Source organism: Kribbella sp. NPDC049227 (assembly GCF_043197265.1).
In the GTDB taxonomy this organism is placed as follows: Bacteria; Actinomycetota; Actinomycetes; order Propionibacteriales; family Kribbellaceae; genus Kribbella.
The window spans coordinates 531,441-546,108 of record NZ_JBICST010000001.1 but is presented as its reverse complement, the minus strand read 5'-3'; the positions used below and the strand labels follow the sequence as shown (position 1 = coordinate 546,108).

Annotated in this window: 14 protein-coding genes; 9 read left to right on the top strand and 5 right to left on the bottom strand. The window is 69.0% G+C overall.

The window, feature by feature from the left end; all coding sequences use genetic code 11:
- Positions 1 to 381: 381 nt before the first annotated feature.
- Positions 382 to 1,506 carry a phosphoserine transaminase gene (gene serC, locus ACGFH6_RS02805; protein WP_393379924.1) on the bottom strand — a complete coding sequence of 375 codons (1,125 nt, stop codon included), beginning with the start codon at positions 1,504 to 1,506 and terminating at the stop codon, positions 382 to 384.
- 113 nt (positions 1,507 to 1,619) lie between these two features.
- On the bottom strand, positions 1,620 to 2,456 hold the full coding sequence (locus ACGFH6_RS02800) for a phytanoyl-CoA dioxygenase family protein (protein ID WP_393379923.1): 837 nt from the start codon (positions 2,454 to 2,456) through the stop codon (positions 1,620 to 1,622).
- 122 nt (positions 2,457 to 2,578) lie between these two features.
- Here ACGFH6_RS02800 and ACGFH6_RS02795 point away from each other — a divergent pair, with 122 nt between their 5' ends.
- Positions 2,579 to 3,346: a helix-turn-helix domain-containing protein gene (locus tag ACGFH6_RS02795; protein WP_393379921.1), complete on the top strand. Its 768-nt coding sequence runs from the start codon at positions 2,579 to 2,581 to the stop codon at positions 3,344 to 3,346.
- Between the two features lie 11 nt (positions 3,347 to 3,357).
- Here the strand turns inward: ACGFH6_RS02795 and ACGFH6_RS02790 are convergent, their stop codons facing one another.
- Positions 3,358 to 4,470 (bottom strand): citrate synthase 2, encoded by a 1,113-nt coding sequence (locus ACGFH6_RS02790; protein WP_393379919.1) that lies wholly within the window; start codon positions 4,468 to 4,470, stop codon positions 3,358 to 3,360.
- A gap of 138 nt (positions 4,471 to 4,608) precedes the next feature.
- Here ACGFH6_RS02790 and ACGFH6_RS02785 point away from each other — a divergent pair, with 138 nt between their 5' ends.
- The 3 genes from ACGFH6_RS02785 to pdxH are packed head-to-tail and all read left to right on the top strand — an operon-like array spanning position 4,609 to position 7,925.
- The gene (locus ACGFH6_RS02785) at positions 4,609 to 5,283 is read left to right on the top strand and encodes a hypothetical protein (RefSeq protein ID WP_393379918.1); all 675 of its coding nucleotides are present in this window, start codon (positions 4,609 to 4,611) and stop codon (positions 5,281 to 5,283) included.
- 51 nt (positions 5,284 to 5,334) lie between these two features.
- Entirely contained in the window at positions 5,335 to 7,263 is a 1,929-nt protein-coding gene (locus ACGFH6_RS02780; RefSeq protein WP_393379916.1) for a hypothetical protein, read from the top strand.
- 20 nt (positions 7,264 to 7,283) lie between these two features.
- Positions 7,284 to 7,925 (top strand): pyridoxamine 5'-phosphate oxidase, encoded by a 642-nt coding sequence (gene pdxH / locus ACGFH6_RS02775; protein WP_393379914.1) that lies wholly within the window; start codon positions 7,284 to 7,286, stop codon positions 7,923 to 7,925.
- Here the strand turns inward: pdxH and ACGFH6_RS02770 are convergent.
- Positions 7,874 to 10,063 carry an MMPL family transporter gene (locus tag ACGFH6_RS02770; RefSeq protein WP_393379912.1) on the bottom strand — a complete coding sequence of 730 codons (2,190 nt, stop codon included), beginning with the start codon at positions 10,061 to 10,063 and terminating at the stop codon, positions 7,874 to 7,876. The genes pdxH and ACGFH6_RS02770 overlap by 52 nt on opposite strands.
- 113 nt (positions 10,064 to 10,176) lie before the next feature.
- Between ACGFH6_RS02770 and ACGFH6_RS02765 the strand changes: the two genes are divergently transcribed.
- From ACGFH6_RS02765 to ACGFH6_RS02750, 4 genes are all read left to right on the top strand, one after another.
- Entirely contained in the window at positions 10,177 to 10,896 is a 720-nt protein-coding gene (locus tag ACGFH6_RS02765) for a TetR/AcrR family transcriptional regulator (protein WP_393379910.1), read from the top strand.
- Between the two features lie 290 nt (positions 10,897 to 11,186).
- Entirely contained in the window at positions 11,187 to 11,480 is a 294-nt protein-coding gene (locus ACGFH6_RS02760) for a hypothetical protein (protein ID WP_238163536.1), read from the top strand.
- Positions 11,480 to 12,442, top strand: a complete 963-nt coding sequence (locus ACGFH6_RS02755; protein WP_393379909.1) for an SPFH domain-containing protein — start codon at positions 11,480 to 11,482, stop codon at positions 12,440 to 12,442. The genes ACGFH6_RS02760 and ACGFH6_RS02755 overlap by 1 nt, the downstream gene beginning before the upstream one ends.
- A gap of 13 nt (positions 12,443 to 12,455) precedes the next feature.
- The gene (locus ACGFH6_RS02750) at positions 12,456 to 13,067 is read left to right on the top strand and encodes a CGNR zinc finger domain-containing protein (protein ID WP_393379907.1); all 612 of its coding nucleotides are present in this window, start codon (positions 12,456 to 12,458) and stop codon (positions 13,065 to 13,067) included.
- On the opposite strand, the gene ACGFH6_RS02745 is transcribed toward ACGFH6_RS02750, so the two are convergent.
- Complete coding sequence (locus ACGFH6_RS02745) at positions 13,064 to 13,786, bottom strand: hypothetical protein (RefSeq protein WP_393379905.1); 723 nt, start codon at positions 13,784 to 13,786, stop codon at positions 13,064 to 13,066. The two genes, ACGFH6_RS02750 and ACGFH6_RS02745, sit on opposite strands and share 4 nt — an antisense overlap.
- Positions 13,787 to 14,023: 237 nt before the next feature.
- Here ACGFH6_RS02745 and ACGFH6_RS02740 point away from each other — a divergent pair, with 237 nt between their 5' ends.
- Complete coding sequence (locus tag ACGFH6_RS02740) at positions 14,024 to 14,650, top strand: TetR/AcrR family transcriptional regulator (RefSeq protein WP_393379904.1); 627 nt, start codon at positions 14,024 to 14,026, stop codon at positions 14,648 to 14,650.
- Positions 14,651 to 14,668 lie beyond the last annotated feature (18 nt).

Here is a 14,668-nt window from a genome sequence, read left to right as displayed (position 1 = left end):
ACCATCGGCCTTCGCGCACGGCGCCCCGCCCCACCGCGGCCCCGGCAACCGCCCGCCTCGGCGACTCCCACGGCAGCTCAGTCTCCGCATACGGCGCCCGCCGCGCCGCGGCCTCGGCAACCACCGGCCTTCGCGCACGTCCGCGCCGCTCGAGCGGCGCCTTGGCCCCGCATGGCTCCGTGGGACCTCGTGCGCATGCTCAGCTCCAATGGCTCACAGGTGGGGATTGCGTGGGCAGCGGACGATCGTCTGACCGCCGAACGGCAGAGCGCTGGCTGTGAGCTACTGCACCACTCAGCGGCGGCCGCGGCGGCACCTGCCCAGGCAAACGAACAGCCGCCGGCCCCGCGAGGGGATCGGCGGCTGGTCGGTGTGCTGGGGTTACTTCAGGTGGTCGACTACGTAGTCGATGGCTTGGGTGAGCTTTTCGACGTCGTCGGGGTCGACCGCCGGGAACATCGCGACCCGGAGCTGGTTGCGGCCGAGTTTGCGGTAGGGCTCGGTGTCGACGATCCCGTTCGCGCGCAGCGTCTTCGCGACCACCGCCGCGTCGATCGAGTCATCCAGGTCCACGGTCCCGATGACCAGCGACCGGGCGTCCGGGTCTTCGACGTACGGCGTGGCGTAGTCGGACTTCTCGGCCCAGGTGTACAGCCGGTTGCTCGAGTCGGTCGTCCGCCCGACGCTCCACTCCAGCCCGCCCTGGTTGTTGATCCAGTCGGTCTGCTCGGCCATCAGGAACAGCGTGGCCAGCGACGGCGTGTTGTACGTCTGGTTCTTGCTCGAGTTGTCGATCGCGGTCGCCAGGTCCAGGAACGCCGGGATCCATCGCCCGGACGCGGTGATCTCCTCGACCCGTGCCAGCGCCGCCGGGCTCATCACGGCGATCCAGAGCCCACCGTCGGACGCGAAGCACTTCTGCGGCGCGAAGTAGTACACGTCGACCTCGTTGATGTCGACCGGCAGACCACCCGCACCCGAGGTCGCGTCGATCGCGACCAGCGCACTCTCGTCGGCGCCCGCCACCCGCTGGACAGGCGCCATCACGCCGGTGGAGGTCTCGTTGTGCGGCCAGGCGTACAGGTCCACGCCGGCCTCGGCGACCGCGACCGGGCGCGTCCCGGGGTCGGACTTCACAATCGTCGGGTCGCCCAGGTGCGGCGCGAGCTGCGCGGCCTTCGCGAACTTCGAGGAGAACTCACCGAAGCTCAGGTGCTGGCTCTTCTCCCGGATCAGCCCGAACGTCGCGATGTCCCAGAACGCGGTCGATCCGCCGTTCCCGAGCACCACCTGGTACCCGTCGGGCAGCTGGAACAGATCCGCCACACCCTGCTGAACCCGAGCCACGAGGTTCTTGACCGGTGCCTGCCGGTGCGACGTACCGAGCAGCTTCGCGCCCTCGGTCGCCAGCGCGGCAACGGCTTCCGGACGCACCTTCGACGGTCCGGCCCCGAAGCGGCCATCGGCGGGCTTGAGCTCTGCAGGAATCTGAATGTCGCTGGTCACCAGCGTTTCCCTTCGTCGTCTGCCATTCCTGAGCCGACGACGCTGTCAGCGAACCCCATACTCCCATACTGCACCAGCCCGACCGCTCCGGGTCTCACCCTGGTGCGCTGCGGTTACTCGTGCTTGCGGGTGATGGTCTGGGTCCCGGTCAGCACCGCGACAGGGCCGTCCGGAGTGTCGGTCCACTCGCCGCACTCGCCGCCGCCCTCGGCGACCTCGAGCGTCAACTCCGAGCCGTCGTCCATCCGCAACGCCGGGTGGTAGTAGGAGGCGACCTTCTCGGCCTCGCCCTCGATGTAGTGGCCGATCAGCGCGCGCCGGAAGCGGTCCGTGGTGACGTTCGGGTTGCTGCCGTGGACCAGTGCGCCGTGGAAGAACAGCACGTCGCCCGGTGCCATCGCGATCGGTACGGCGGCCCCCTGCTCCGGCAGCGGAACGGTCACGTCGGTGAAGCTGACCGTGGTGTCCGCCTTCTCGGTGCACAGGATCGGCCAGCGGTGGCTGCCGGGAACGACCTCGAGGCAACCGTTCGCCTCGTCCACGTCATCGAGCGCCATCCACGCCGCCACGCAGGTGCCGGGCTCGGCCTTCAGGTAGAAGTTGTCCTGGTGCAGCGCCTGCCCGCGGGACCCCGGCGGCTTGAAGTAGATCATCGTCTGGACCGCGTACGGCGACCGGCCGAGGATCTCGGTCATCACCTTGTCGAGCCGCGCATCGATCATCCAGCGCAGCGACGTGTCGTCCCAGCGGTGCATCTGCGCCATCCGCGGGTAGCGGCGGAGCGGGTCGCGGTCAGCCGAGGTGTGACCGGCGAAGTCGCCCTGGTACGACCCCCGGTGCCGCAGTTCCATGTAGTGGTCACGCAGCCGCTCGACCTCGTCGACCTCGAACAGCCCACGCACCAGCGTGTAGCCCGCCTGCTCGAACTCTTCCTTGTACGAAACGCTCATGCACAGCTCCCGCGAGAGATCCGTCATTGGTGCCCGGAGTCGTCTACCGTCTTCCAGACAGCACTATTCTCCTGACGCCCACTGAGGCCGGCCACGGATGATTCGCGCGAGGAGTTGAACTTTTGTCTCACTACCCGGCACCGTTGACGCTCGACCTGTTGTCGCCGCCGACGTTCTGGCGCTGCGAGCCCAGCTGGTCGTGGGTGTCCCGTCCGCTGCCGGATCACCTGCTGTGGTGTGTGCTGGACGGACGAGGCTCCATGGAGCTGGCGGGGGAACGGCGAGAGCTGCATCCGGGTGTGTGCGCAGTGTTCGCGCCAGGTGATGCGCCAAGAGCCACGCACGATCCGCGGCGGCGGTTGCTGGTGTTCGGTATGCATTTCCAGGTCGACCGGCGCGGAGTGGTGCCGGAGCCGCGGTGGGGCGAGGTGATGGACCGGGAGCTGCTCGGCGTGCTCGCGCGGACGAGTGATGCGTCGTACCGGCGGCAGGATCCGTTGGGCAGGCGGCAGGCGGAGCTGTGCCTGGAGCAGATGCTCGGGCTCGTGTGGGACGCCGTGCACAACCCCGGCCGGAGCGCTACCGACACCGCGGTCGACGAGGTGGCACGGCAGCTCCGGCAGGACCCGGGGCATGACTGGACCGTCGCCGAGATGGCACGCGGCGCTGCCCTGTCCAGAGCGCAGTTCACGCGCCGGTTCGTCGCGCAGCTCGGCATGTCACCGGCGCAGTACCTCATCCAGTGCAGGATCGACCGCGCCCACGAGTTGCTCACCGAGACCGGTCTGACAGTCACCCAGACCGCCGCCGCCCTCGGCTACACCGACGTCCCGTACTTCAGCCGCCAGTACAAGCAGCGCACGGGCCGCTCACCCAGCCAGGACCGCTAGCAGTAGACGGGTCAGGCCCAGCCCGGATTCCAGCCCTCGATGGCGGTGGCAGGGCGCGTGCTCGGGCCGGAGTAGATCGCCGACGGCCGGATCAGCCGCCCGGTCCGCTTCTGCTCCAGCACGTGCGCGCTCCACCCGGCCGTCCGCGCACAGGTGAACATGGACGTGAACATCGGCGGCGGTACTTCGGCGAAGTCCAGAACGATCGCCGCCCAGAACTCCACGTTGGTCTCCAGCACCCGGTCCGGCCGCCGCTCCCGCAGCTCGGCCAGCGCAGCCTGCTCCAATGCCTCGGCCACCTCGTACCGCGGTGCCGACAGCTCCCGCGCCGTACGACGAAGCACTCGGGCCCGCGGGTCCTCCGCGCGGTACACGCGATGCCCGAAGCCCATCAGCCGCTCGCCCGCGTCCAGCAGCCCCTTCACGTACGCACGCGCGTCACCACCGCGCTCCACGCCCTCGATCATCGTCAGCACTCGCGCCGGCGCACCACCGTGCAGCGGTCCGGACATCGCACCGACCGCGCCGGACAGCGCGGCCGCGACATCCGCACCGGTCGACGCGATCACGCGCGCGGTGAACGTCGATGCGTTCATGCCGTGCTCGGCCGCCGAGGTCCAGTACGCGTCGACCGCCTTCACGTGCTTGGGATCGGGCTCGCCGCGCCACCGGATCATGAACCGCTCGGTGATCGTCGTCGCCTTGTCCACCTCGCGTTGCGGCACCATCGGGTGCCCGATGCCACGAGCCGCCTGGGCGACGTACGACAGCGCCATCACCGCCGCCCGGGACAGATCCTCACGTGCCTGTACGTCGTCGATGTCGTACAGCGGCCGCAGACCCCAGGCCGGCGCGAGCATGGCCAGCGCGGACTGCACGTCGACCCGCACGTCTCCGGTATGGACCGGCAGCGGGAACGGCTCGGCCGGCGGCAGACCCGGGGTGAACGCACCGTCGACCAGCAGACCCCAGACGTTCTCGAACGGCACCCGGCCGACCAGGTCCTCGATGTCCACGCCCCGGTACCGCAGCGCCGAACCTTCCTTGTCCGGCTCCGCGATCTGCGTGTCGAAGGCGACCACGCCCTCCAGCCCGTGCTGCACCTCGGTCCTCGGATCTGACATGCGACTCCCTCGTCCTCGTGATCGACGCACGAAGCCCACCAGGAGAGCCGCGCGCACCGTTGGGCGCCCAGGCAGCATATGTCTCCGGCTCGGCGACCGGACAGATTTGTGACCGGTTCGAGGTCTACGGTGGAGCACATGCCAGCCAAGCCCAATCCCGTCCTGGGTCTCGTGCTCGGGATCATCGTTGGTTACGCCGGAATCGTCGGCGGCTCGTACGCCGGCACCCGGCTGGCCGTGGCGCGCCAGGTCAGATTCGACAGCATCATCGAGCACGGTCTGCAGTGGCTCCTCATGCTGGCGGCGATCGCTGCCGTCGTCGGTCTGCTGATGGCCTTCCGGACGATCGGAGCCGGTGTCATGGTCGGAGCCGGCGCTCTGATGACGGTCGCCGGGCTGGTCGTGCTGCTTGCTCCGATCCGCGCCGCCTACGACGTGATCAAGCTGTTCCAGCTCCCCGGCTCGAGGACGGTGGCCTACATGCTCACCGACGGCTCGGCTCTGTTCCTCGGCATCGTGCTGCTGATCGCCGGTATCGGACGCTGGGCCGGCGACGCCAAGACCACGCGGGCGCTCCGTGGCGAGAGCGGCGGCTACAACCCGGCCTACGCCGCGCAGCCGCAGCAGTGGGGTGGCTATCCGGGCCAGCAACAGCAGCCCCAGCCGCACCCGCAGGCCTACCCGGGCCAGCCGCAACAGGCCCAGCAACCAGGCCAGCCGCAGGGTCAGCCCCAGGACCGGCAGCAGCCCGGCGCGTACCCCGGTCAGCAGCCACCCGGCAACACTTTCCCCGGCCAGCAACCGCCCCGGTAAATTTCCGCGCTAGATCGTAACTTTCCGCGCGGAGCGTGCATCTGGCTCTGCATGGAAACTCTGGTCGCCTACGCCTTCTACGACAACAGTGCCTCCCGGGCTGCCGCGGGGCGGGCACGGATCGAGGCGTACTACGACGGCCTTTGGGACCGTAAGGGCAAACACAGCGGGTACGACGGCAGCACCATCGGTCTGCACGTGTGGGACCGGGACGACAGCGGTTCGTTCTGGCCGTCCTGGCACGACGCCGGGGAGCTCCGGATCGCCACCCAGCACGCACCGCTGGGCTATCAGCGGGTGATCGGCGACGTCCCGCCGCACGACGCGCCGGCCAAGCTGGCACATGCGGTACGCCGGAACCCGGCCAGCTTCCTGGAGCTCGCCCCGCCGTTCACGATGGCGGTGCTGGATCCGGACGAGGACCGCCTGGATCTGTTCACCGACTCGATCGGTGTCGGCCGCCTCTTCCAGCTGCGGCTGTCCGACGGCTGGGTGTGGAGCAACCGGCCGGTGGCCGCCCTGCTGTTCGGCGGCATCCATGCCGCGGCGAACCGACGCGGTTGGACCTTCGCCGCGGCGTCCGGCTGGTTCATGGACGACAGTACGCCGTACGACGGGGTCCTCGCGGTGCCCGGGGCGACGCACATCGTTGCCGACGGCAGGCGTCGTCGGCAGACCGTCAGCCGGATCGAGACCACCAGCGTGTGGTCGACCGACAGCCCGGACACGGTGGAGGAGACAGCCGAGGCGCTGCAGGATGTCGCGCGATCAGTAGGTCGCCTGTGGCCCGGCAAGCCGACCGTCGACCTGAGTGGTGGCCGCGACTCCAGAGTGGTCGCCGCCTCGTTCCTTGCCGCCGGTGTGGACGTGAAGCTCAACAGCTACGACGCAGTGCCGGGTGAGCTCGACGTCGCCGAATCGCTGGTGCGGATGCTCCCGCAGCAGGTCGAGCACTTCACCACGCGCAAGCCGGTGGGCGTGAAGGCTAAGGTATCCGCCCAGCCACCGAAGTCGCCGGCGCTGGTGGAGCGTGCGCTGCGCTGGCATCGGTACGCGGAGGGCCTCCGTCCGGCCAGCTACCTGTTCCACGCGCCGCCCGCCACTCTGGCCAACGTCGCCCACCTGGCCATCGGCGGCGCCGGCGGTGAAGTTGCCCACGGCCACTTCTATCCGAAGGACGTACTCCAGCTCGACGCCCTCCCGCTGCACGACAAGCTGCAGGCCTTCGGCAATCGTCTGCAGACCCGGCTGACCCCGACCGCGGGGCCGTCCGAGCGATCCCGGATCGCCGTCGCCGACCAGATCGAGCATGTACTGCGGGACGCGGTGCACGGCGGCATCGAGAACGCGACCATGATCGACTACTTCTACGTGGTCGAACGACTGCGTCGCTGGGGGACGACGGGGGAGCGCAGTGGTGTCGTCTCGCCGCTGCTGATCCCGGCGTTCGTCCGGGCCGCGTTCGCTCTCGATCCCAGTCAGCGGGTCGAGAACGCCCTGCACCGCAAGCTGGTGCGGTACCTGGTGCCCGAGTGGGCCGACGTACCGTTCTTCAAGCCGGTCGTTGCCCCGGCGAATCCTCGGCCTGCCAAGAGCACCGTCCGCTGCCTGGCCGACGCGCCCGACCGCGAACTGATCGAGCAACTCCTGACCGAGGTCGACGGCTTCGATCCGGGGTCGCTCAGCACGCTGTGGGCGGCGTCGACGGCGGGCGCCAGCTCGGCCGGCGGCGAGGCCACTCTGCGGCAGGCGCTCTGGCGGGCGACGTTCGACCAGCATCTCGAGGAGATCAACCGCCACCTGCCGGAGGACACCCGCCCGGTCGTTCGGATCGCCCCACCGCGGCCCGCGCCGGTCGTGATCCCGAAGAACCGCCGTCTGGTCCGGAACTCGGCCGCCCGGATGCTGGCGTCGACCGCCCTGTGGCGGACCTTCCGCACCAGCAAACTGGGCCGGTCCTGGCGCAGCCTCAGCAAGTAGGACCCCAGTAGGCTCGGACCGTGGATCTTGCGGAGATGCGGCAGACCTATGGGCTCGGGGAGTTGCTCGAGAGCCAGGTCGATCCGGACCCGATCGTCCAGTTCCGGACCTGGCTGGCGCAGGCGACCGACGCCGGCCTGCCGGAGCCGAACGCGATGGTGCTGGCCACCGCGGACGGCGACGGCCGGCCGTCGGCGCGGACTGTGCTGCTGAAGGGCCTCGACGAGCGCGGCTTCGTGTTCTTCACCAACCAGCAGTCCCGCAAGGCCGACGACCTGGCCGCGAACCCGCACTGCGCGCTCGTCTTCCCCTGGCACGCGATGGAGCGGCAGGTGCGCGTCGAGGGCAGCGCGACCAAGCTCCCCGGCGACGAGGTCGACGCGTACTTCGCCCACCGGCCGCGCGAGTCACAGCTCGGCGCCTGGGCGTCACAGCAGAGCCAGCCGGTCGCGTCCCGCGAGGAGCTCGACCTGCAGTACGCGTCGTACGAGCGGCAGTGGCCGGAGGGCACCGAGATCTCCACGCCGTACTTCTGGGGTGGCTACCTGGTCCGGCCGGACGCGTTCGAGTTCTGGCAGGGCCGGACCGGCCGGCTGCATGACCGCCTGGCCTACCGGCGTACCAACTCCGGAGGCTGGGAGTTGTCGCGGCTCCAGCCCTGAGGAGCCTCCGAGGACTCGCGGAAGCCGTTGCGCTGCCACCACCGCACCAGCGGAGCCGGCGCCCACCAGTTGGCCCGGCCGAGCAACCGCATCGTCGCCGGGACCAGCAACGCCCGCACGATCGTCGCGTCCAGTGCGATCGCGATCACCAGTCCGACGCCGATCATCTTCACGAACACGATGCCCGAGGTCGAGAACGCCGCCACGACGATGATCAGCAGCAGCGCCGCACTGGTGATGATGCCGCCGGTCCGCTGCAGTCCGAGCGCGACCGCCTGCGTGTTGTCGCCGGTCCGGTCGTACTCCTCCCGGATCCGGCTGAGCAGGAACACCTCGTAGTCCATCGAGAGCCCGAACAGCACGGCGAACAACAGCACCGGGTTGGTCGCGTCGAGGAATCCGGCCGGAGTGAAGTCGAGCAGCCCGGACAGGTGACCGTCCTGGAAGATCCAGACCATCGCGCCGAACGCCGCGGACAAAGACAGCACGTTCATCAGCAGCGCCTTGGCCGGCAGCACGAACGATCCGAACGCGACGAACAGCAGTACGAACGTCACCAGCACGATGAACCCGGCCATGTACGGCGCCCGCTCGGCCAGCACATCGAGCAGGTCGATCACCGCGGCCGTCTCACCACCGACCTCGGTCTGCGTCCCAGCCGGCGGCGCGATCGCCCGGACGTCGTGGACGACAGCGCGCGCGAGCAGTTCCTGCGCGGTGAAGTGCGTATGCACGACCACCTCCGCGACGCCGTTCTCGTACCCGCCGACCCGCACGTTCTCGACATCCGCGACCTGCCGCAGCTTTCCGAGGTACGGCGCCAGTGCCGCCGACGGATCGGATGGCGGGGAATCGAAGCGGACCGCCACGACGATGTCCGACCCACCCGCACCAGCGAAGTCACTTTGCAGCGTCTCGGTCACCGTGCGGGAGGTGGCGCCGACAGGCAACGACCGGTGGTCGACGCCACCGAGTTGCGCCTGCAGGAAGGGGATCCCGAGCACCAGCAGCACCGGCACCAGCACGAGCACATACCGCACCGGGCGCCGCATCACGCTGTGCGCGAGCCGGTACCACGCCCCGTGCTCGGCGCGCGCCTTGCGAGGCTTGAGGAACGGCAGCCGCAGGCTGTTCACCCGATGACCCAGGACCGCGAGCAAGGCAGGCAGCGCGGTCAGCGCCGCGACCATCGCGACCAGCACGGCGGCCGCACCGCCGTACGCCATCGAGCGCAGGAACATCACCGGGAACAGCACCAGGCTGCTGATCGCGACGCCGACGGTGATGCCGGAGAACGCGACAGTCCGGCCGGCCGTCGACATGGTCGCGGTCAGCGCCGTCTCCACATCCTTGCCCTTGGCAAGCTCTTCGCGGAACCGGGTGACGATGAACAGCGCGTAGTCGATCGCCAGTCCGAGGCCGATCATCGTGACGATGTTGATCGTGAAGATCGACACGTCGGTGATCGCTGTCAGCCCGCGCAGCAGCACGAAGGCGCCCAGGATGGCCAGGGCGCCGACGAACAACGGCAGGCTGGCGGCGACCAGGCCGCCGAAGACGACCACCAGCAGCACCAGCACGATCGGCGTCGAGATCGTCTCGGCATGCACGATGTCGTGCTCGGTCTGGGTGTTCACCTCGTCGAAGACCGCGATCTCGCCGCCCACCTTCGCGTCCAGCCCGGGTGGCGCGGTCCGCACCTGGTCGGCGATCCGGTGGAACGTCGCCAGCCGCTCCTCCTGGTCCGCGCCGGCCAGTGTGAGCACGGCGTACGTGCTGTGCTGGTCCTTGGAGACGAACAGAGGCGAGCGGCTGCTCCAGTACGTCGTCGTACTCAGCACGTCCTGGGACGGCAGGCCTGACAGGTGCTGCTCGACGGACTGCCGGAACGCCGGGTCCGCGACGGTCTGCGTGGAACTGCGGTAGAGCACGATCACGTCGGTGCCGGTGCGGCCGACGTTCTGCTCGATCGTCGCGACAGCGTTGGCGGCCTCGGTGTCCGGTGCGTCGAACCCGCCGTTGGCCAGCGATCCGAACACGCCGGTGCCCCAGGCCAGCCCGACGGCGACGAGGGCTCCGGTCAGGGCGAGCACCAGGCGGCGGCGCCGGTACGTGAAGTGGCCGAGCGTCTCGAACACGAAACTCCCCCAGAGCGTTAGATTTGAGCGGCGGGTGTCTCAGTGAACAGCGTTAACTGTTAACGGTGTTAACTCTAGACATCCGGGAGGCCGGCCTGTCAAGGAGAATTTCGATGGACGAGGGTGCGACCCGGCGTGACCGGCAGCGGGCCGCGACACTGGCCGACATCAAGGCGGTCGCGCGGCGGCTGCTGGTCAGCGGCGGCGTGGGCGCGGTCGGCCTGCGTGCGGTCGCGCGCGAGCTCGGCCTGACCCCGCCGGCCCTGTACCGCTACTTCCCGAGCCACGAGGCCCTCGTCACCGCCCTCATCGCCGACCTGTACGACGAACTGACCGGCGCCCTGATGGAGTTGCAGGCCGCCGACACCGATGCGGATCTCGGTGCCCGGTTGTTCCTGCTGACCAACGGACTGCGGGACTGGGCACTGGCGCATCCGTCGGAGTTCGCGCTGCTGTTCGGTACTGCGATCCCGAACCCCGACGCCGAGGACCACGCGGACACGCCTGGGCATCAGGCGGCGATGCGGTTCGGGGCCGTGTTCAAGGACCTGGTCGCGCAGATCTGGCACTGGAAGCCGTTCCCGTACCCGGCCGACGAGGACCTCGGACCGGTGCTGCTCGCTCAGTTGCAGCAGGAGACGGAGGAGTTCCAGGGCATGCCTGCCGGCGCGATCTACCTCGCGCTGAGCTACTGGGTCAGGCTCTACGGCCTGATCTGCATGGAGGTCTTCGGACAGCTGCACTGGGTGCTGCCGGATGCCGGCGCGTACTTCGAAGCCCAGCTCCGCGAGATCGGCGAAGAGCTCGGCCTGGACTGCCCGCCGCCGGAGTGAGGGCAGAAAAAAGCCCGCGAGCGCTTCCAGACCGCGGCCGGGTGGCCGAACTCTGGGTCAGGCGGACTGACCTGACTGCCCGCGGGCCCGGTGGCTGGCGTTGAATTGGCCGACCACATGCCCACTTGTTAGTGGTTGGCGGTTAGCCCGCCGCCACCTCACGAGTCCGATAGCAATTCATGCGTTGGACCACCTCCCTTCGCGTGTACTGAAAACCTACTGTTCGAACGCCCGGCGTTCAACCAGTTTTCGCGCACAGACGAACGCGGTGCCGTGGTCCCATAGGAGACATGCTGAGACTCGGACTTCCGGTCATCGTGATCCTGCTGGTCGGAACCGCCTGGATGGCGTGGGCGTCGTACCGCCGGGCTGCCCAGGCCGAGCAGGCCCTGGCCGAGGTCAACGCCGAACACCGGGCATTGATGCACGAGGTCAGGACGCTGGAACGGGCGGTCGCGGCTGCCGAGCAGGGCTTGCGTACGCTCAGCTCGCATCCGTCGGTGCCGCGCGATGTCGCGGTCACCGCCGACCTGACCCTCGCCGACATCCGGCGACTGGTGGAACGCAAGGAGCTCGACGACTGATGGCCAAACTGGGGAGTGCGACCGCCGTCGCCAAGGGTGGAAGCACGAAGGTCAAGGTGATCGGCGGCCTGATCGTGGCCGTGATCGTGATCATCGCGCTGTTCAACATCTTCAACTTCGCCGACACCGATGCGAACCGGATCGGTCTGCACTACGGCGGTGGCGTGATCGAGGACAAGAAGTTCAAGTCCGTCATCCCCCCGGGCTCGACGAACAAGCTGATCGGCCCGGGCGACACCGTCTACACCTACCCGATCGACCAGCGCTCGTACATCATCGGCGGCGACGGCGCCGACACCGACGCGGCCGACGAGGTCACCGTGGTCAGCAAGGACAACGTCCGGCTCGGCGTCCGGGTCCAGGTCTACTTCACGCTGAACCGCGACGAGTCGGTGCTGAAGTCGTTCCACGAGCGGATCGGGCTGAAGACCGACGCCTACGAGGACGACGGCTGGGACCAGATGCTGCAGAGCTACTTCCGGCCGCAGATCGACCGGGCGTTGGCGGCGGTCGCGGCCGACTACGGCTGGGCCGAGCTCTACAACAACGAGTCGAAGAAGGCGGCCTTCCAGTCGGCCGCGGCCAAGGAGTTCACCCGGCTGCTGCCGGCCGCCGTCGGTGGTGACTACTTCTGCGGCCCGTCGTACAACGGCACCAACGACTGTGGCGAGCTGTCCTTCACGATCCAGAAGCCGACGCCGCTGGACAAGGGCATCATCGACGGCCTCGAGGCCAAGCAGCGGGCCGAGCTGGCCAAGGCCACCCAGGAGCAGAAGAACCAGCAGGTCAACGTCGAACTGCAGTCGGTCAAGGCGCAGGTCGCGATGCTCGGTGCGCAGGGCTACCTGCTGAAGACCGCGATCGAATCGGGCAAGATCCAGTTCATGGTCATCCCGCAGAACGGCAACGTCAGCATCCCGGTGCCGACGCCGACCACCACGACCCAGCAGCCGGGTAACTGAGCTGAGCTGAGTCATGTCCGCGCTGCCGTCCCACCTCGAGCTCGTGCAGGGCGTCGTCCTGCCCAGGCCGGTCGGCGCGGACCCGGTCCTCGACTTCGTCAACACCCGGTCCGACTGGACCACCCGTGGCCCGGCCCGGACCGAGTGGCTGACGTCGTACGAGGCCTTCCTGATCTGGACGTCGTACGTCGGCCTGGTGCCGCCGGCGACCGTGTTCCGGTTGATCGAGCAGGCCGGTGGCAAGCCGACCGAGGCGGCGCGGCGGCTGCACACGACCCTCGAGTTCAGGACCGAGCTGTACGACGTACTGACCCGGCAGGCGACCGATGAGTCGTTCGAGGCCGTGGCCCGGGTGATCGAACGGGCGTCCGGGCGACGGCAGCTGGTCCTCGCGGACGACGGTCCGGTGTGGGAGCTGCCGGAGGATCTGGCGCTGCCGCTGGACAACCTTGCACTGCTCGCCGGCGAGCTGCTGACCGGGCCGTCGCGGGCGCACGTCCGGATGTGCCCGGGGGAGTCGTGCGGCTGGTTGTTCCTCGACCCGCGCGGGCGCCGGCGGTGGTGCTCGATGGCGACCTGCGGGAACCGGGCCAAGGTCCGCGCGCACGCGGCCCGCACGCGCTAGTTGAACAGGGCGGGATCGACCATGATCCACGTGTGCCGGGCGCGGGCGAGCACGCGGCCGTCGGCGTCGTACAGAGTGCTGGCGGTGAACGTCTTGCGGCCCTCCTCGCCGAGGTAGCGGCCGAGCGCCACGCACTGCTCGCCGGGCTGCGGGCGCGCGTCGATGCAGGCCGTCAACTGACCGAGCACCGACGGGCGGCCCTCCAGGTCGATCGCCCACCCGCCGGGGCAGTCGAGCGCGGACCACAGGAACACGTCGTCCACCAGACCGCCGGTCACCAGATCGCCGCTCGGCTGCCACGTGCACGCCGTCCGTCCGTCGCCGAGCGGGCCCGGCTTGAGCTGCAGGCCGTCCGGGTTCTCCGGCCCGCAGACGAAGCAGCTCGGGAACGGATGATTGCTCAGACCCTTGTACGCCGCCTCGGCCGCGCGAGCCTCGTCGGGCGACACCGGGTCGATGGTCGCGTCGGCCAGGAAGTCCGCGTCGACCGGTACGGCGTCGGCTACCACGGCCTCGCCGTCGGTCAACCGCGCCCCTTCGACGTCGGCGTCCAGCGTCAGGTCCTTCTCGATCGGCGGCGGCATGCGCAGCGTCACCCGCGGCACCACGCCCGCGTCGATCCGCGCGGCCAGCGCCGTACCCACCTGTCCGGCGACGTACCCGCCGTTGCCCGACCGCTTGGGTCCCTGAAACCGCCGTTCCACCCGAACCAGACTCATACCGCACGACCCTAACCACCCGCTCGATCCCGGCATCAACCGGACCGCGATCGGGAAGTGTGAGGGCTGTGAACCATGGGAAGGAAGGAGTTTTCAGATAAATCTGAGGAATTCTCGGAGATAAGGGAGCTAAGGCCTCCAGTTCAAACGACCGTTTGAACTATGCTGACTGCAGGCTACGGCGAGTGAGCAGGTGGGGTGCCTGAGCGAGCGGTAGCCGGGGGGAAGGAGAAGTTTGTGGAAACACCGGTCGAATCGACCCGGGAGAGATTGCTCAACGTCGCCGAACAACGCTTCGGTGAAGGGGGTTACGAAGGAACGTCGCTGCGTGCCATCACGGTGGCGGCGGCTGCGAACATCGCCGCGGTCAACTATCACTTCGGCTCGAAGGAAGCCTTGCTGCGAGCCGCGGTCGCCCGTGCGATGGCGCCGGTCAACACCGAACGCCGGCGCCGGCTGGACCAGTTGGAGGCCCGCGGCGGGCCGAATCCGGAGCAGCTGATCCGCGCATTCATCGAGCCCGGGCTGGACCTGGTCCTGCGCCGGGGTGAGCGTGGCGCGGTGGTCGCGCGTTTCATCGGCCGGATCGCGTTCGATCCGAGCCAGCGGATCCGGGAGCTGTACGCCGCCGAGTCCGACCCGATCGAGTCGCGGTACCTGGCCGCGCTGCAGTCGGCCTTGCCACACGCCTCGCCCGAGGCGGTCGCCTTCGGCTACGTGAACATGCTCGGACTGCTTGCGTTGCACCAGTCCCAGGCCTTGTCCCGCGCGCCTGGCGTGGATGATGCCGAGGACCCGGGCAAGCTGGCCGAGAACCTGGTCGCGTTCCTGGTCGCCGCCTTCGACCGGGGCCTTCGGACCTGATCCGGTGGCGGCCGATGA